The following is a 17,436-nucleotide window of genomic DNA, read 5'->3' as shown; positions in this document are numbered from 1 at the left end:
GCCGTCAGGCGAACACGGCCGCCGTGTCCTGCATACGGCTGGAGACCTCGCCCAGGTGGTGCAGCGTGTCGCCAAAAGTCATTTCCAGCTGCGTCAGCCGTTTGAAATAGTGGCTGACGATGTACTCGTCGGTCACACCGATGCCGCCATGCAACTGCACCGCCTGCTGGCCGACAAAACGCATCGACACGCCCAACTGGTACTTGGCCCGCGCCAGCGCCTGGCGGCGTTCATCAGCCGGCGCATTGAGCTTGAGCGAGGCGTAATAGCTCATCGAACGGGCAAGTTCAAGCTGCATCTTCATGTCGGCGACGCGGTGGCGCAGCGCCTGAAAGCTGCTGATGGCCACGCCGAACTGCTTGCGGGTGTTCATGTACTCGACCGTGACGGCCAGCGCCCGGTCCATCACGCCGACGGCTTCGGCGCAGGTAGCGGCGATGCCGATGTCGATGGCGTGCTCCAGCGCGCTCAAGCCGTCCAGCGTGACCAGCACGGCAGGCGCATTGGTCAGCGTGACGTCGGCGGCGCGCGCGCCATCCTGCGTGACGTAGCCGCGCGCGCTAACGCCGGCTGCCGCGCGTTCCACCAGGAACAGCGCCATCTTTCCATCGGCCATTGCCGGCACGATGAAGGCGTCGGCGTGGTCGCCGGCTGGTACTATGCTTTTGATAGCTGTCAGCGTCCATCCACCTTGCGTGAAAGCCGCTTTTGCTTCACATTTTTCAACATGGTAGCGTGCGGCGCGTTCCTGGTGGGCCAGCACGACCAGGCTTTCGCCCGAGGCGATTTTTGGCAGCCAGTCGGTTTTGACGGCGCCCGGCGCATAACCCGATAGCAGGGCGCTGGTGATCAGCGTCTGGGCGAAGGGCTCGAGCACGATGCCGCGCCCGAGTTCTTCCATGACGACCATGGCCTCGACCGGTCCCATGCCTATGCCGCCGTCGTCCTCGGGAATGTAAAGCCCCGTCAGCCCCAGGTCGGCCAGCTCGCCGTAGGCTTCGCGTGAAAACCCGCCAGCCTTGACGATGCCGCCGCGCCGTTCGAAGTCGTAACCCTTTTCAACCCATTTGCGCGTCGCGTCGCGCAGGGATTCCTGGTCGTCGGTGAAATCAAAATCCATGATGTCTGTCCTTTTAATCTTGGTGTTTCAGCCGAGCACGAACTGGGCGACGATGTTGCGCTGCACTTCGTTGGAGCCGCCGTAGATCGTCGTCTTGCGCAGGTTGAAGTACGTCGAGGCCAGCGGCGCATTGGCCACCTCGCCGCCTGGGAAGTCGCCCTGCCAGCCGGCTTCCATCGCTTCCTCGATGAAGGGCAGGCTGAACGGGCCGGCGGCCAGCATCATGAGTTCGGCATAGCGCTGCTGGATTTCGCTGCCCTTGATCTTGAGCAGGCCGGCAATGTCGAGCGAATTCTTGCCTGATTTCTCGGCCGACAGCACGCGCAGCACCAGCATTTCCAGCGCCACCACATCGACTTCAAGTTTGGCGATCTCGTCGCGGAAACGCAGGTCGTCGTAAACCCCTTCGGTTTTGGCAATGCGCTTGAGGCGCTCCAGCTCGCGCTTGGAGCGGTTCACGTCGGCAATATTGGTACGCTCGTGGCTGAGCAAATGCTTGGCATAGGTCCAGCCCTTGTTTTCCTCGCCGATCAGGTTGTCAAGCGGCACTTGCACGTTGTCGAACCAGACCTCGTTGACCTCGGATTCGCCGTCAAGCAGCTTGATGGGGCGCACTGTCACGCCGGGCGATGCCATGTCGATCAGCAAAAAGGAAATGCCGGTCTGGGGCTTGCCTTCGTTGCTGGTGCGCACCAGGCAGAAAATCCATTCGCCGTACTGGCCCAGCGTGGTCCAGGTCTTCTGGCCGTTGACGATAAATGTGTTGCCCTGGCGCTCAGCCTTGCACTTGACCGATGCCAGGTCCGAGCCCGCACCGGGCTCGCTGTAGCCTTGACTCCACCACACATCGCCGCTGGCGATGCCGGGCAAAAAGCGCTGCTGCTGTTCAAGCGTGCCAAAAGCCATGATGACCGGCGCCACCATTACCGGGCCGAAGGGCACGACGCGCGGCGCGCCGGCCAGCGCGCATTCTTCCTCGAACAGGTGCTTTTGCACGGCGTTCCAGCCGGGGCCGCCGAATTCCTGGGACCAGCCATGGCCGAGCCAGCCTTTCTTGCCCAAAATTTTGGCCCAGCGCTGCATGTCGTCACGCGACAGGCGCAGTGCGTTGTGGACCTTGTGTGAAATGTCGGCCGGAAGGTTGGCCTGGACCCAAGCGCGAATCTCTTCGCGAAAGGCCTGCTCTTCAGGGGTGAATGCTAAATCCATGAGTTGTGTCTCCAGTTTTTTATTTTTAGCACGCACAAGCGTGCCGCCCTGTCAGGCCTGTGACAGCCCGAGTTCTTTATACAGGTGCGCCACCTGGCTTTCAAGCAATTCAATACGCTGTTGCAATCGTTCGGCCTGGCCCAGAGAAACCGGCTCTGTTTCCCGGTTGATGGCCTCATCGCCCGTGTCCGCCTGCTGGTAGGGCATCAGCAGCGATTCGCCGCACAGCAGGTGCGCCCAGCGCTGCTCGCGCATGCCGGCGGCGCGCGCCAGCTGCACGACCATGGCCGCGCCGCTGTCGTCGCCGCGCGCCTTGAGTTCGGCCAGCGCATCCTCGACGGCGGCGATGTCGGCAAACTTGTACCAGCGCTCGCTGTTCAGCCTGAGTTCGCCCGGCGTCTGCGGGCCGCGCAGCATCAAGAGGCCCAGCAGCACCGCCTGCGGCTCGTTCACGCCGAAACCGCGCTGGAAATTGTGCTCGAAGCGCGTGACGCGGCTGGAACTGGCCTCGAACACCAGGCTCTGCTGTTTCAGTGTGTCGATGGCGGCCTGTGCCTGGGACTCGCTCATGTCCATCACCGGGTCGCGGCTGGTTTTCTGGTTGCAGCCGAGCACCAGCGTATTGAGCGAGAGCGGATAGCTGTCGGGAACGGTGCGGGCTTTTTCCATCAAGGTGGCCAGCACGCGGGCTTCGTGGGGGGTAAGGGTTCTCATGGGGATAATCTTAGAACAATGAAAAACATCGTCATCCTGATTTCAGGCAGCGGCTCGAACATGGCCGCGATTGCCCGCACCGCGCAAAAAGAACACTGGCAGGACAAACTCGGCGTCCGGGTCGCTGCTGTCATCAGCAACCGGCTTGATGCCGGCGGCCTGGCGCTGGCCAGGGGTCTGGGTCTCGCTACCGATGTCGTGAACCACCGCGATTTTGAATCGCGCGAGGCGTTTGACGCTGCCTTGACGACGCGCATCGAGGCGCATGCGCCGCAGCTGGTCGTGCTGGCCGGCTTCATGCGCATCCTGACGCCCGGTTTTGTCGCGCGTTATGCCGGCCGGCTGATCAACATCCACCCGTCGCTGCTGCCGGCCTTTGCCGGCCTGCATACGCACCAGCGCGCCATTGACATGGGCTGCAAGCTGGCCGGCACCACGGTGCATCAGGTCACGGCCGAACTGGACCACGGCCAGATCCTGGCGCAGGCGGCGGTGCCGGTGCTGCCCTGTGATACGGCCGACACGCTGGCCGCCCGCATCCTGACGCAGGAGCACCTGATCTACCCGCAGGCGGTGCGCGCATTTTTTACCGCTTACGCGCATTGACCTGACCGGTCGTCCTTGATTCCAGACTGGCAGGCTTGGATAGAGTTGTTGCAAAAGGTAATGCCTTGAATCCGGCGGACGCATGGCGCCGTATTCTTAGCAGCCGGCCGCGAATCTATCTTGATTGCGGCGGGCCAGGAAGCTCAACCCACGTCAACTTCATTTCAAGGATTTCACATGCAGACAAAACACAAACTCGCGTCCATCGGCCTGGCCATGGCCCTGTCGCTTTCGGCTGCGTCCTCGTTTGCGCAGAAGATGGTGGGCGGCGCCTCGATGCTGCCGACCATGGACATCATCGACAACGCCGTCAATTCCAAGGACCACACCACGCTGGTCGCTGCCATCAAGGCTGCCGGTCTGGTGGAAACGCTCAAAGGCGCTGGCCCTTTCACGGTGTTTGCACCGACCAACGCCGCTTTTGACGCGCTGCCCGCAGGCACCGTCGACTCGCTGCTTAAGCCTGAAAACAAGGCTACGCTCTCAAGCATCCTGACCTACCACGTCGTCGCCGGCAAGATGGACGCCGCCGCGCTGACCAAGGCGATTGCCGCAGGCAAGGGCAAGGCCATGCTCAAGACCGTGGCCGGTGGCAGCTTGACCGCCACCGCCAAGGGCGGCAAAGTCATGGTGATGGATGAAAAAGGCGGATCTTCCACCGTCACCATTGCCGACGTGATGCAGTCCAACGGCGTGATCCACGTTGTGGACAAGGTGCTGATGCCCAAGTAAGCAGATGACGCGCCGGCCTTTTACCGGTTGAGCCGGTTGTGCAGGATAAAAGCCCGCAGGCGGGTCGCATCGCCTATGGGCTTTTTGCGTTCTTGCGTCGGGTGTCGCCTTTGGCAGATCCAGAGCCTGCTTCTTTCTGTTGATTCGATGCCATGAAGAGAAGTGGAAAATGCGCGCCACACGGCACAAAATGACGGTATGAAGCCAAACACCATGCCCACCTTCCTGCCCCTGACCGGTCTTTACGAGCCTTCCGCCATCCATCAGCTTCCCGACGGACGTTTTTTGGTGGTGGAAGACGAAAAAGGTCATTCCTTCAGCCTGGTCACCTTGAATGCGGACGGCACGGTCAAGAGCAGGTCGCTGGGTCCGGGCTGGTTTCAGGGCGGAGCGGCGATCTGGAACCTGGACGACCTGGAAGGGCTTGCGCTCGACCCGCTGGGCTACTTGTATGCCATCACCTCACACTCACGTGAAGATGACGGCAACAAGAAAAAAGGCCGCGATCAATTGGCCCGGTTTCGCATCGAGGCTGACCGGGTGGTCGATCCCGTGGTGGTCGGCGGGCTCAAGGGCTCACTGGTGGCGGCGCATCCTGTGCTTGCGGCCGCCGCTGAAATCCAAGATGTCAAAACCAGCGGCGGGCTCAACATCGAGGCGCTGGAAATCACGCCCGACCGACAGCGGCTGCTGATCGGTTTTCGCAGTCCCTTGCAAGGGCGGCTTGCCATCATCGCCAGCGTTGAAAATCCAGCGGCTATTTTTGAAGCAGACGCGGCGCCGCAAGTCTCCGGCACGCTGCAGACGCTGGACCTGGACGGGCAGGGGATTCGCGGCATGTCCTACATTGCGCCGCTCAAGGGTTATCTGGTCATCAGCGGCCCGGTTTCACGCGAAGGGACGTTCGGGCTCTGGTTCTGGAGCGGCCAGAGCGATGCGCCAGCGCGCCGTGTCACGGTGCCCGGCTTGCCGGGTTTCGGGAATGCGGAAGGGATTTGCCTGGCTGTGATGGAGGGCGTGCCCAAAATCGTCATCGTCAGTGACGACGGCGACCGCGAGAAAGGGCGCTGTGCCCATTTTCTGCTGCTGGACCCCGAAACGCTGCAGATTGCGCCTTGACGCTGAATGTTGGATTTGCTATAAAAATAATAGCTGCTTGCGCTTATTCAGCGTGCGCAAGAGACCTAAAACACTACATTTTCGCCTGAAACACCAGCCCGGCGTGCTCGCGCAGCGCATGGAACTTGATTTTCGGCCACTGCTGCTCGACGGCGCGCAGCGTGGCGCTGTGATCGACCAGCAGCGTCGGCGCATCGACCGCGTCCAGCGCGACGCGGTGCGCGTTGGCGTCCATGAATTTCTTCAGTTCGTTCGGGTCATCGCACGTCACCCAGCGCGCCAGGTTGAAGTTGCTTTGCAGGATGCGCGCCTTGACGCCGTATTCATGCTCCAGCCGGTGCGCCACCACCTCGAACTGCAGCTGGCCGACGGCGCCCAGTAGCAGCAGCGAGCCGGCAATCGGCCGGAACACCTGGATCGCGCCTTCCTCGCCCAGTTGCGTCAGGCCGGCGCGCAGCTGTTTGCTGCGCAGCGGGTCGGCCACTTCGACGGCGCGGAACATCTCGGGCGCAAAGAAGGGCAGGCCGGTGAACTGCAGCGCCTCGCCTTCGGTCAGCGTGTCGCCGAGCTGCAGCACGCCGTGGTTGGGAATGCCGATGATGTCGCCGGCGAACGCCGTGTCCAGCAGTTCGCGGCGCTGGCTCATGAAACTGACCACCGTGTTGGGCCGGATTTCCTTGCCGCTGCGCACCACCTTGAGGCGCATGCCGCGTGTGAATTCGCCACTGGCGACACGTAAAAAGGCGATGCGGTCGCGGTGCGCCGGGTCCATGTTGGCCTGAATCTTGAACACCACGCCGGAGAATTTCTTTTCTTCAGGATGCACGACGCGCTGCATGGCCGGGCGGTCGGCCGGAGCCGGCGCCAGATCGACCAGCGCGTCGAGCACTTCCTGCACGCCGAAGTTGTTGATCGCCGAGCCGAAAAACATCGGCGTCTGCTTGCCGGCCAGGAACTCTGCGCGGTTGAATTCGGGCGAGGCGCCTTCGAGCAGTTCGAGTTCGCCCTGCGCCTGGGTGAATTCGGCGCCGAAGCGTTTGGCGGCTTCCGCATTGCCCAGGCCGGCCAGGATTTCATCGTCGCCGCCGGCCTTGTCCTCGCCGGGGCTGAAGACGCGCATGCGCTCCTCGCGCCGGTCATAGACGCCGTGGAACAGCTTGCCCATGCCGACCGGCCAGGTGAAGGGCACCACGGCCATGCCGAGTTCGCGCTCGATCTCGTCCATGATGTTCATCGGGTCCTGCACCTCGCGGTCCATCTTGTTGACGAAAGTCAGGATCGGCGTGCCGCGCGCGCGGCAGACCTGCAGCAGGCGGCGCGTCTGCGGCTCGACGCCGTTGGCCGCGTCGATCACCATCAGGGCGGCATCGACGGCGGTCAGCACGCGATAGGTGTCTTCGGAAAAGTCCTGGTGGCCGGGGGTGTCGAGCAGGTTGATCACGCAGTCGCGGTATTCCATCTGCATGACCGATGAGGCGACGGAAATGCCGCGCTGCTTTTCGATTTCCATCCAGTCGGATGTGGCGTGGCGCGCGGCCTTGCGGGCCTTGACGCTGCCGGCAATCTGGATGGCGCCCGAGAACAGCAGCAGCTTTTCGGTCAGCGTGGTTTTACCCGCGTCGGGGTGGGAAATGATGGCAAACGTGCGGCGGCGCTTGACTTGCTTGGCGATTTCGGTGGTTTCGGACATAACCAATCATTATCGGCGAGGTGGCCGGGCTGCCTGCTAATCAGCTTCGCGCTGGAAACGCGGCTGGCGAACACCGTCAATCTCCACTTCTTCGTTGAACATCGCGGCCGGCCGCACCCACAGCCCGCGCTCGCCGTAGAGCGCGCGGTACAGCGTCATCGGAGCCAAGGTTTCGCTGTGGCGCGCCGTGCCAACGACTTCATACAGCATGCCTTTGTAATGCCGATAGCGGCCGGGCGGGGTTTCGATCAGCGGCGAAAGGTCTTCTGGCATGGTCAATCGGTGCGGGGGAAATAGCCGGGGTCGGCAGTGGGACAATAGGGGGATGCATCCTAACGCCTTACTCGACTGTTGTACCGAGCTTCTCAAGCAGGTTCTTAAATTTGACCACCCCGCCGACATGGTGGTGTCCCGCTATTTCCGCGAAATGCGGCTTGGCCCCCGCGAGCGCGCCACCGTGGCCGAAACCATCTACGGCGTGCTGCGCAAGAAAAATCTTTATGTCTACATGGCCCAGCACGGCTACGGTGTGCCCGAGCGCCGGCTGGCGATTCTGGGCTTTGCCGCGCCGCGCGACTTCCTGTATGGCGCGCTGACCGAGCAGGAGCAGGACTGGTTGTCGCGCTGCGACCAGGTCAAACCGTCGGACTTGATGGAACTGCACCGCCACAACCTGCCGCAGTGGCTGGTCGAACCGCTGAAGAGCCAGCTGGGCGAGGACTTCTGGCCGCTGGTCGAAAGCCTCAACACCCAGGCCGGGCTTGACCTGCGCGTCAACACTCTGAAGGATAAACGGGCTGACGTGCAAAAGGAGCTTGCGCGAGCAGCTATTAAAACCGTAGCAACTCCGTATTCACCCTGGGGCTTGCGCCTGACGGACAAGCCGCAACTGGCGAATGTGGACGCCTTCAAGCGCGGCGCCATCGAGGTGCAGGACGAAGGCTCGCAACTGCTGGCGCTGCTGGTCGATGCCAAGCGCGGCGAGATGGTGGTCGATTTTTGCGCTGGCGCCGGTGGCAAGACGCTGGCGCTGGGCGCGTCCATGCGCACTACCGGCCGGCTGTATGCCTTTGACACGTCGGCCCACCGGCTGGCCGCGCTCAAGCCGCGCCTGGCGCGCAGCGGGCTGTCCAACGTGCATCCGGTGGCGATTGCCCACGAGCGCGACGACCGCATCAAGCGGCTGGCCGGCAAGATCGACCGGGTGCTGGTCGATGCGCCGTGTTCGGGCCTGGGAACGCTGCGGCGCAACCCCGACCTGAAGTGGCGCCACAACCCCAAGGCGATTGAAGAGCTGACTGCCAAGCAAACAGCCATTTTGCAGAGCGCCGCACGCCTGGTGAAGCCGGGTGGACGGCTGGTGTACGCCACCTGCAGCATCCTGCGCGAAGAAAACGAGGCGATTGCCGAGGCCTTCAGCGCGGCAAATCCCGATTTTCAGGTGCTGGAAGCGGCGCCGCTGCTGACCCATATCGGTGTCGAGCATGCGGACAAACTTTGCCGGGGACCGTACCTGCGCCTCTGGCCCTATCTGCACCAGACCGACGGGTTCTTTGCGGCGGTCTGGCAAAAAGTCTGATGGTTCTGCCGGGAACCGGCTTCACAAAGCAGGAATTGCCTTTTTGCTGAAGGCGGTTCTGTAGCGTTCAAGTCATGGTTTTCTTGTTGAAGGGTTTTTGTGATTCGGGCACGTCCAATTTATAATCGAAAGTTGTCTGGCGCCACCCTGAAGACAAGCTTTGAATGCGTGGCGGCCCTAGGTTAATCTAAAGGACTTTTATGATTTTGTTGGATGCCGCCCTTGACTGGCTGGCCAATGGTCTGTTGGCTGCCAGCTGGTGGCAAATCGTGCTTTACGCGCTGGTAACGACCCACATCACCATTGTCAGCGTGACGCTGTACCTGCATCGTCATCAGGCGCATCGCTCGCTCGACCTGCACGCTATTCCGGCGCATTTCTTCCGTTTCTGGCTCTGGCTGGCCACTGGTCAGGTGACCAAGGAATGGGTCGGCGTGCACCGCAAGCACCACGCCAAGTGCGAAACCATGGAAGACCCGCACAGCCCGCAAGCCCATGGCATCAAGACCGTGCTGTTCACCGGTGCGGAGCTGTACCGGGCTGAGACGAAAAACCTTGAAACCATCGCCAAGTACGGTCGCGGCACGCCCGACGACTGGATCGAGCGCAACCTCTACACCCGCTACAGCTGGCAAGGCGTCGGTCTGATGCTGATCATCAACCTGGCGCTCTTCGGCGTGGCCGGGCTGAGCGTGTGGGCGGTGCAGATGATGTGGATTCCCATCACGGCGGCCGGCATCATCAATGGCATCGGCCACTACTGGGGCTACCGCAATTTCGAGGCGTCCGACGCCAGCACCAATGTGTCGCCCTGGGGCATCATCATTGGCGGCGAAGAATTGCATAACAACCACCATACCTATCCCACGTCGGCCAAGTTCTCGGTCAAGCCGTATGAATTCGACATTGGCTGGGGTTATATCCGCGCCATGGAAATGGTCGGCCTGGCTGCCGTGAAAAAGGTTCCGCCACGGCTCAGGCTGGGCGTGGTGCAGCCGGTGGCTGACGAGAAAACGCTCGAAGCCCTGATTGCCCACCGCTACGAGGTCATGGCCGGTTATGCCCGTGAACTGCGCCGCGCCGGCGAGGTTGAAATTGCCTTGCTGAAAGCCAGGAAAGCCGATGTTTCCATGCTGAAGCTGGCCAACCGCTGGCTGCACCGCGATGAGGACAAGGTGCCAGCCGCCGCCCGGCCGCAAGTTGCTCAGGTTCGTGCCGAGTATCCGGTTCTCGACAAGATGGTCACAATGCGCGAGGAGTTGCGCCAGTTGTGGCTGAGCACGTCGGCATCGCGCGAGCAACTCGCTGCGGACCTTCAGGCCTGGTGCCATCGGGCCGAAGAAAGCGGCATCGCCGCGCTTCGCGAGTTCTCGATGAAACTGCGTTCCGCCCGCGCCTGATCATCCTGCTCGTACGTTTTCCGGAAAACGTGAAAGCCGCCGCAGCGATCGATCGCTGCGGCTTTTTTTGCGCATGGACGGCAGGGCAGGCGAGCCCGCCAAGGCGGGGAAGTGACAAACCGCAGCAGTCCTTGGCGGGCGGCGCCCAAGCTGCCGCGGCTGGGCTCGGGCATGAAAAAACCCGCTGTGATTGGCAGCGGGTTTTCGGGCAGCACCGGTGGGCGCTGCGTGGGTGTCGAACTGAATTACTTCAGCTTCATTTCCTTGTATTCCACATGCTTGCGTGCCTTGGGATCAAATTTCATGATCAGCATTTTTTCAGGGGTGGTCTTCTTGTTCTTGTCGGTCGTGTAGAAGTGACCGGTTCCAGCCGTCGATTGCAGCTTGATTTTTTCGCGTCCGCCTTTAGCCATGGTCGTTCTCCTTAAACTTCACCGCGAGCACGAAGGTCCACCAGGACTGCATCGATGCCGTTTTTATCAATCAAGCGCAGACCGGCTGCAGTGATACGAAGGCGTATGAAACGCTTTTCGCTCTCGACCCAGATACGGCGGTACTGCAGGTTAGGCATGAACCGACGCTTGGTTTTGTTGTTTGCGTGAGAAACATTGTTTCCCACCATCGGGCCTTTGCCCGTTACCTGACAGACGCGTGCCATGAGCGCACTCTCCGTAAAAAATTAGAAATAGGATGCTGAAAAACCCGATGGGCCTGTGCTGGACAGACCCTACAAATGCTCAGCTAAGCCATAAATTATAGCCCGAAAACAAAATTAGCCTAAGCCTGGCGTTTTGGCGACCCCATGGATGAGCGGATGCGCCCTCAGGCCAGAAAATTTGCTTTTATTCGTTTTGCTCCAGAAACCGCTGGGCGTCCAGCGCGGCCATGCAGCCGGTGCCGGCGCTGGTGATGGCTTGCCGGTACACATGGTCCTGCACATCGCCCGCAGCGAACACGCCCGCAATGCTGGTCATCGTGGCCATGCCCTGCAGGCCTGTCTGGGTGATGATGTAGCCGTCCTTCATCTCCAGCTGGCCTTTGAAGATGTCCGTGTTGGGCTGGTGGCCGATGGCAATGAAGCAGCCCTTGAGCGCGATGTCCTGCGTGGCGCCGGTTTTCGTGCTTTTCAGCCGGACGCCGGTCACGCCGGACGCGTCGCCCAGCACCTCGTCGAGCGTTTGGTGCAATTGCAGCTCGATCTTGCCGCTGGCGACCTTTTCATGCAGCTTGTCGATCAGGATGGCTTCGGCCTTGAAGGTGTCGCGGCGATGCACCAGCGTGACCTTGCTGGCAATATTGGACAGGTACAGCGCTTCTTCCACCGCTGTGTTGCCGCCGCCCACCACGCAGACTTCCTGCTCGCGGTAAAAGAAGCCGTCGCAGGTCGCGCAGCCGGAGACGCCGCGCCCCATGAAGGCGGTTTCCGATTCCAGCCCCAGGTATTTGGCTGACGCGCCGGTGGAAATGATCAGCGTGTCGCAGGTGTAGGTGCCGCTGTCGCCGGTCAGCGTGAACGGACGGTGGCTCAGGTCCACCTGATTGATGTGGTCGAAAATGATTTCGGTGTTGAAACGCTCGGCATGGGCCAGGAAGCGCTGCATCAGCTCCGGCCCCTGCACGCCGTCGACATCGGCCGGCCAGTTGTCCACCTCGGTGGTGGTCATGAGCTGGCCGCCCTGGGCCATGCCGGTGATCAGCACCGGCTTGAGGTTGGCGCGCGCTGCATAGACGGCAGCGGTATAGCCGGCCGGGCCTGAGCCAAGAATGAGAACTCTGGAATGTTTCATGATGAAGGACCCGATGGGAATGTGTTGGAACTCAGGTAGAGTCGGCTCGCGTATGTGTTCAGCAAGGTAAAAACTTTGACAGTATCTGTATTTTGCAAAAGCGCGGCCATTGTAGGAAATTGCCCGGCGATTGTCGGCCATGGGGTTGAAGGGGCAAACGCATGACCGCCACCATGGTTTCCCGGCTGGACCTGCTTCGCCGCGTGCCTCTTTTTTCAATGCTGACCACCAGCCAGGCGGTGTCGGTCGCCGACGCCGTGGTCAAGCGGCGTTACCGCAAAGGCGAGGCTATTCTCGAACAGGGGAAAAAATCTTGCGCCCTGACCATTTTGCTGACCGGCCGTGTACGTGTGGTGAGCACTGACACGCGTGGTCGGGAGGTGATTCTGGCCATCCTGCGCCCCGGTGATTACGTGGGTGAAATGAGCCTGATCGACCAGGCGCCGCATTCGGCGTCCGTCGTCGCGGAGGTGCAGACCGATACGCTGGTGCTGGACCAGCTGGAGTTTGCGCGCTGCCTTCCCGACAGTGATTCGATGGCTTACGCGGTACTCAAGGGTCTGGTGCATCGCCTGCGCCAGGCCGACCGCAAGATCGAGTCCCTGGCCCTGATGGACGTGTATGGCCGGGTGGCCGGCGCACTGCTCGACTTCGCCGGAGAGGCGCCCCGCTGCGCAGACGGTGTGGCCGTGATTCGCGGCAGGGTATCGCGCCAGGACATGGCAAAAATGGTCGGCGCTTCCCGCGAGATGGTCAGCCGGGTGATGAAGGACCTAGAAGAGCGCGGCTTCATCGAAACGCAGGACGATGGCTCGCTGCTCATCAAGCCGCACCTGGACTCACTGGTCTGACCGCACGCGCTTACAGTTCAGGGCTGTGCCTGATCCGAAAGCTTCACTCAACTGCGTTAAGCTCCAAGACCCGTTTATGACTTACTCGCTAGATACCCTGAACTCCCGAAATTCCCCCGCTGCAGGCGCGCCCAGCGGCTTTAAACGTGTAGCCCGCGAAGTTGGCCTGATCCTGGGGCTGGTGGGCCTGATTCTCTGGATGGCCGCCTTGCTGAGCTACTCGCCGCAGGATGCGGCCTGGTCAACCTCCGGCAATCCGGACGCCGCCAGCGGCACCCTAGTGGCCGCCAGGAACTGGGGCGGCCACCTCGGCGCCTGGCTGGCCGATGCCAGCTACTTCCTGCTGGGGTTTTCGGTCTGGTGGGCGCTGGCAGCCGGCGCCTGGGTCTGGATGCAGTCGGTGACGCGCGGGCTGCGCCGCGATGTGCTGGCGCCGGTACCCGCTGCCAGCCGCATCCGGTTCTGGCTCGGGCTGGTGCTGCTGCTGGCGGCCAGTGCCGCGCTGGAATGGTCCCGCCTGTACCGCTTCGAGTTCAGGCTGCCGGGCCATGCAGGCGGCGTGATCGGTTTTGTGCTGGGCAACCTGGGCGTCAAATGGCTGGGGTTTGCCGGCTCGGGCCTGGTCTTCATTGCGCTGGGCCTGATTGCCGTGGCCAGCGTGTTCAACTTTTCCTGGGGCCGCGTGGCGCTGAGCCTGGGCGCCCGGATCGACAGCGTTGTGGCCCTGCGCCGTGAAAAGCGCGAACTGGCGCAGGATGTTGCGGTGGGCAAGCAAGCCGTCCGCGAGCGCGAGGAAACGCTGAGCGACGAACGCATCGGGATCGAGGCACTCCACCCGGTGCCGGTCATCATCAAGCAGCCGGTGGTTGAGCTGCCAAAGGTCGAGCGCCCCGTCAAGACAAAACCACAGGTGGCGGCAAGTGCCACGGTGAGCGCTCCGTCATTCCCATCGTCCGTGCCGCCGACGGCGCATGTTCCTTCCATGTTGCACGTGCCTGCCGCCCCGGTTGCATTGGCCGCGCCATCGCAGGGGGGTTCCCACCTGCCGCAGGTCAGCCTGCTCGACACTGCCCTGCTGCGCCAGGAAAGCGTCGCTTCCGAAACGCTGGAGATGACCTCGCGGCTGATCGAGAAAAAGCTCAAGGACTTCGGCGTCGAGGTGCGCGTCGTGGCGGCGGCGCCCGGCCCGGTCATCACGCGCTACGAAATCGAACCCGCCACCGGCGTTAAGGGCTCGCAGGTCGTCACCCTGGCCAAGGACCTGGCGCGTGCGCTGAGCCTGGTGTCGATCCGGGTGATCGAGACCATTCCGGGCAAGAACTACATGGCGCTGGAGCTGCCCAACGCCAAGCGCCAGATGATCAAGCTCAGCGAAATTCTGGGCTCGCAGGTCTACCACGACGCGACTTCGCTGCTGACCATGGGCCTGGGCAAGGACATCGCCGGCCATGCGGTCGTCGCCGACCTGGCCAAGATGCCGCACTGCCTGGTGGCCGGCACCACCGGTTCGGGCAAGTCGGTGGGCATCAACGCGATGATTTTGAGCCTGCTGTTCAAGGCCGACCCGCGCGATGTGCGCCTGCTGCTGATCGATCCGAAGATGCTGGAAATGAGCGTTTACGAAGGCATTCCGCACCTGCTCGCGCCGGTCGTCACCGACATGCGCCAGGCGGCCCACGGCCTGAACTGGTGCGTGGCCGAAATGGAGAAGCGCTACAAGCTGATGAGCAAGCTGGGCGTGCGCAACCTGGCCGGCTACAACGCCAAGATCGACGAAGCCAATGCCAGCGAGGAGTTCATCTACAACCCGTTCAGCCTGACGCCCGACGAGCCCGAGCCGCTGGAGCGCCTGCCTTACATCGTCGTGGTGATTGACGAGCTGGCCGACCTGATGATGGTCGTCGGCAAGAAGATCGAGGAGTTGATTGCGCGGCTGGCGCAAAAAGCCCGCGCAGCCGGCATTCATCTGATCCTGGCCACGCAGCGCCCCAGCGTCGACGTGATCACCGGCCTGATCAAGGCCAACATTCCGACTCGCCTGTCCTTCCAGGTCAGCAGCAAGATCGACAGCCGCACCATTTTGGACCAGATGGGCGCCGAGGCTTTGTTAGGCATGGGTGACATGCTTTACATGCCGAGTGGTACAGGCTATCCGGTTCGGGTGCATGGTGCGTTTGTGAGTGACGAAGAAGTGCACCGGGTCGTGTCCTATCTCAAGCAGCAGGGAACCCCCAACTACATCGACGGCGTGCTGGAAGGTGGCACGGTCGATAGTGAAGGCGGCGACCTGGCGGGCGATGCCGGCGGTGAAAAAGACCCGATGTACGACCAAGCGGTGGAAGTGGTGCTGAAGAACCGCAAGGCCAGCATTTCCCTGGTGCAGCGTCACCTCAAGATCGGCTACAACCGCGCCGCGCGGCTGGTTGAGGACATGGAAAATGCCGGGCTGGTCAGTGCCATGAGTGGCAGCGGCCAGCGCGAAATCCTGGTGCCCGCAAGGGCGGAGTGAACTTGATGAAACGTTTTTTTGCTACTCTTTTAATAGCTGCGTCCGCATGTGCAGCATACGCAAACGGCCTGGAAAGCCTTGAAACCTTCGTCAAGACGGTGAGCAGCGGACGCGCCGACTTCACGCAGGTCGTGACCGCGCCCGCCCGGGAAGGCCAGACCGCCCGCAGCAAGACCTCCAGCGGCACGTTTGAATTCTCGCGGCCGAACCGTTTCAAGTTTATTTACCAAAAGCCGTTCGAGCAAAGCATCGTGGCCGACGGCCAGACGCTGTGGCTGTATGACGCCGACCTGAACCAGGTCACGGCGCGCAAGCAGTCTGCTGTTTTAGGCTCGACGCCCGCCGCCTTGATTGCCGCCGCGCCCGATCTGCGTGCGCTGCAGGCCGATTTCACCTTGGCCGCCGCGCCGGAAAAGGACGGCCTGGAATGGGTCGTTGCCACGCCCAAGACGAAAGACGGCCAGTTGCAGTCGGTGCGCGTCGGCTTTCGCGCTGGCGAGAAACCGGCTGGGTTGGCGGCGCTGGAAATCCTCGACAGCTTCGGCCAGCGCTCGGTGCTGAGTTTCAGCAAGGTGGAAGTCAACCCGGCCCTGGCCAAGGACGCCTTCAAGTTCAGCACGCCCAAGGGCGCGGACGTGATCCGGCAGTAAACATCCCGGCTGTCTGCGCTGCAGGAACGGCGACCCGAAAATTTCATGGCCAAGCCTTCCACCCATCCCCCCCTGGCCGAGCGGCTGCGGCCGAAGAACCTGGGCGAAGTCATCGGCCAGCAGCATTTGCTGGGCGAGGGGCTGCCGCTGCGCATCGCATTCGAGTCGGGCGAGCCGCACAGCTGCATCCTGTGGGGGCCGCCTGGCGTCGGCAAAACCACCATTGCCCGGCTCATGGCCGGCAGTTTCGACGCGCATTTCATCACCATTTCTGCCGTGCTGGGCGGCGTCAAGGACATCCGCGAAGCCGTCGAGCAGGCGACGATCTGGCAAGCGCAAAGCGGGCGGCGAACGATTGTGTTTGTCGATGAAGTCCACCGCTTCAACAAAAGCCAGCAGGATGCTTTCTTGCCGCATGTCGAAAGCGGCCTGTTCATTTTCATTGGCGCGACCACCGAAAATCCGTCCTTCGAGGTGAATTCGGCCCTGCTGTCGCGCGCGGTGGTGTATGTGCTGCAGCCGCTGACGGAAGACGATCTCAAGCAAATAATAGCCAGAGTCCTTGCAGAACGAGCGCTGCCAGCTATTGAAAGCATAGCGGATGAGGCGATCAACCGCCTGGTGGCGTATGCCGACGGCGACGCCCGGCGCCTGCTCAACACGCTCGAATCGCTCAGCGTGGCCGCCAGGGCTGAAAAAATCACCGAGGTGACCGATGCCTGGCTGCTCAAGGTCCTGGGCGAGCGCCTGCGCCGCTACGACAAGGGCGGCGAGCAGTTCTACGACACGATCTCGGCGCTGCACAAGTCGGTGCGAGGCTCCGACCCCGACGCCGCCCTGTACTGGTTCATGCGCATGCTCGATGGCGGCGCCGAACCGCGCTACATGGCGCGCCGCCTGATCCGCATGGCCAGCGAGGACATCGGCCTGGCCGACCCGCGCGCGCTGCGCATGGCGCTCGATGCCGCCGAGGTCTATGAGCGGCTCGGCTCGCCCGAGGGCGAACTGGCGCTGGCGCAATGCGTGGTCTACCTAGCGGTCGCGCCCAAGTCGAATGCGGTGTACCAGGCCTTCAACGAGGCCAAGGCCTTCATCAAGAAAGACGGCACCCGGCCGGTGCCGCTGCACCTGCGCAATGCACCAACAAAGCTCATGAAACAGCTCGACTACGGCAAGAACTACCGCTATGCGCATGACGAGGAGGGCGGCTTCGCGGCCGGTGAAAACTACTTTCCCGAAGGCATGGCCGCGCCGGGCTTTTACCGCCCCGTCAACCGTGGCCTGGAGATCCGCATTGCCGATAAGCTCAATGAACTGAAGGCAAAAAATCATCAGAAGAACTGATGCCCTAAAAATCCCGCTGATACAGCTGGAATCCGCTAAAAAATCCGAATTCTTCAAGGGTTTACCCTGGAAAAACTTTTTCGCTGGCGCGATTCTCGCTAGAACGCTGTCGCTACAATTCGCCCA

At 62.0% G+C, this 17,436-nt stretch carries 17 protein-coding genes; 9 read left to right on the top strand and 8 right to left on the bottom strand.

Annotation, left to right across the window (positions count from 1 at the left end):
• Window positions 1-4 precede the first annotated feature (4 nt).
• The 3 genes from ACP7AD_RS04410 to ACP7AD_RS04400 are packed head-to-tail and all read right to left on the bottom strand — an operon-like array spanning window position 5 to window position 3,043.
• The gene (locus ACP7AD_RS04410) at window positions 5-1,120 is read right to left on the bottom strand and encodes an acyl-CoA dehydrogenase family protein (RefSeq protein ID WP_426145863.1); all 1,116 of its coding nucleotides are present in this window, start codon (window positions 1,118-1,120) and stop codon (window positions 5-7) included.
• Window positions 1,121-1,147: 27 nt separating this feature from the next.
• Complete coding sequence (locus ACP7AD_RS04405; protein WP_426145861.1) at window positions 1,148-2,329, bottom strand: acyl-CoA dehydrogenase family protein; 1,182 nt, start codon at window positions 2,327-2,329, stop codon at window positions 1,148-1,150.
• 51 nt (window positions 2,330-2,380) lie between these two features.
• Entirely contained in the window at window positions 2,381-3,043 is a 663-nt protein-coding gene (locus ACP7AD_RS04400) for a YceH family protein (protein ID WP_426145859.1), read from the bottom strand.
• Between the two features lie 18 nt (window positions 3,044-3,061).
• Between ACP7AD_RS04400 and purN the strand changes: the two genes are divergently transcribed.
• The 3 genes from purN (at window position 3,062) to ACP7AD_RS04385 (ending at window position 5,500) form a co-directional block, all read left to right on the top strand.
• The gene (gene purN, locus ACP7AD_RS04395; RefSeq protein ID WP_426145858.1) at window positions 3,062-3,649 is read left to right on the top strand and encodes a phosphoribosylglycinamide formyltransferase; all 588 of its coding nucleotides are present in this window, start codon (window positions 3,062-3,064) and stop codon (window positions 3,647-3,649) included.
• A 177-nt stretch (window positions 3,650-3,826) separates the two neighbouring features.
• Complete coding sequence (locus ACP7AD_RS04390) at window positions 3,827-4,381, top strand: fasciclin domain-containing protein (protein WP_426145856.1); 555 nt, start codon at window positions 3,827-3,829, stop codon at window positions 4,379-4,381.
• Between the two features lie 198 nt (window positions 4,382-4,579).
• Entirely contained in the window at window positions 4,580-5,500 is a 921-nt protein-coding gene (locus ACP7AD_RS04385; RefSeq protein WP_426145854.1) for a DUF3616 domain-containing protein, read from the top strand.
• Window positions 5,501-5,573: 73 nt separating this feature from the next.
• Here the strand turns inward: ACP7AD_RS04385 and ACP7AD_RS04380 are convergent, their stop codons facing one another.
• Both ACP7AD_RS04380 and ACP7AD_RS04375 read right to left on the bottom strand, forming a co-directional pair.
• Window positions 5,574-7,190, bottom strand: coding sequence for a peptide chain release factor 3 (locus tag ACP7AD_RS04380; protein ID WP_426145852.1), 1,617 nt, complete (start codon window positions 7,188-7,190; stop codon window positions 5,574-5,576).
• A gap of 36 nt (window positions 7,191-7,226) precedes the next feature.
• On the bottom strand, window positions 7,227-7,463 hold the full coding sequence (locus ACP7AD_RS04375) for a DUF1653 domain-containing protein (RefSeq protein WP_426145850.1): 237 nt from the start codon (window positions 7,461-7,463) through the stop codon (window positions 7,227-7,229).
• 52 nt (window positions 7,464-7,515) lie between these two features.
• Between ACP7AD_RS04375 and ACP7AD_RS04370 the strand changes: the two genes are divergently transcribed.
• Entirely contained in the window at window positions 7,516-8,769 is a 1,254-nt protein-coding gene (locus ACP7AD_RS04370) for an RsmB/NOP family class I SAM-dependent RNA methyltransferase (RefSeq protein WP_426145848.1), read from the top strand.
• A gap of 200 nt (window positions 8,770-8,969) precedes the next feature.
• Complete coding sequence (locus ACP7AD_RS04365; RefSeq protein WP_426145847.1) at window positions 8,970-10,169, top strand: DesA family fatty acid desaturase; 1,200 nt, start codon at window positions 8,970-8,972, stop codon at window positions 10,167-10,169.
• A gap of 245 nt (window positions 10,170-10,414) precedes the next feature.
• Here the strand turns inward: ACP7AD_RS04365 and rpmG are convergent, their stop codons facing one another.
• From rpmG to trxB, 3 genes are all read right to left on the bottom strand, one after another.
• Window positions 10,415-10,582, bottom strand: coding sequence for a 50S ribosomal protein L33 (gene rpmG, locus ACP7AD_RS04360; RefSeq protein ID WP_196864108.1), 168 nt, complete (start codon window positions 10,580-10,582; stop codon window positions 10,415-10,417).
• An 11-nt stretch (window positions 10,583-10,593) separates the two neighbouring features.
• Window positions 10,594-10,827 carry a 50S ribosomal protein L28 gene (rpmB, locus tag ACP7AD_RS04355; protein ID WP_029525655.1) on the bottom strand — a complete coding sequence of 78 codons (234 nt, stop codon included), beginning with the start codon at window positions 10,825-10,827 and terminating at the stop codon, window positions 10,594-10,596.
• A 184-nt stretch (window positions 10,828-11,011) separates the two neighbouring features.
• The gene (gene trxB / locus ACP7AD_RS04350) at window positions 11,012-11,956 is read right to left on the bottom strand and encodes a thioredoxin-disulfide reductase (RefSeq protein WP_426145844.1); all 945 of its coding nucleotides are present in this window, start codon (window positions 11,954-11,956) and stop codon (window positions 11,012-11,014) included.
• A gap of 161 nt (window positions 11,957-12,117) precedes the next feature.
• Here trxB and ACP7AD_RS04345 point away from each other — a divergent pair, with 161 nt between their 5' ends.
• The 4 genes from ACP7AD_RS04345 to ACP7AD_RS04330 all read left to right on the top strand — a co-directional run bounded on the left by ACP7AD_RS04345 (window position 12,118) and on the right by ACP7AD_RS04330 (window position 17,310).
• Window positions 12,118-12,807: a Crp/Fnr family transcriptional regulator gene (locus ACP7AD_RS04345; protein WP_426145842.1), complete on the top strand. Its 690-nt coding sequence runs from the start codon at window positions 12,118-12,120 to the stop codon at window positions 12,805-12,807.
• 76 nt (window positions 12,808-12,883) lie between these two features.
• A complete protein-coding gene (locus tag ACP7AD_RS04340) occupies window positions 12,884-15,316 on the top strand; it encodes a DNA translocase FtsK (protein ID WP_426145840.1) in 2,433 nt (810 codons plus the stop codon).
• A gap of 5 nt (window positions 15,317-15,321) precedes the next feature.
• A complete protein-coding gene (gene lolA / locus ACP7AD_RS04335; RefSeq protein WP_426145838.1) occupies window positions 15,322-15,966 on the top strand; it encodes an outer membrane lipoprotein chaperone LolA in 645 nt (214 codons plus the stop codon).
• A 45-nt stretch (window positions 15,967-16,011) separates the two neighbouring features.
• Window positions 16,012-17,310 (top strand): replication-associated recombination protein A, encoded by a 1,299-nt coding sequence (locus ACP7AD_RS04330; protein ID WP_426145836.1) that lies wholly within the window; start codon window positions 16,012-16,014, stop codon window positions 17,308-17,310.
• The last annotated feature ends 126 nt before the right edge of the window (window positions 17,311-17,436 follow it).

Source organism: Polaromonas sp. DSP2-3-2b2, from assembly GCF_049895905.1.
In the GTDB taxonomy this organism is placed as follows: domain Bacteria; phylum Pseudomonadota; class Gammaproteobacteria; order Burkholderiales; family Burkholderiaceae_C; genus Polaromonas.
The sequence above is the reverse complement of the archived record's forward strand: the minus strand, read 5'-3'. Positions and strand labels throughout refer to the sequence as shown.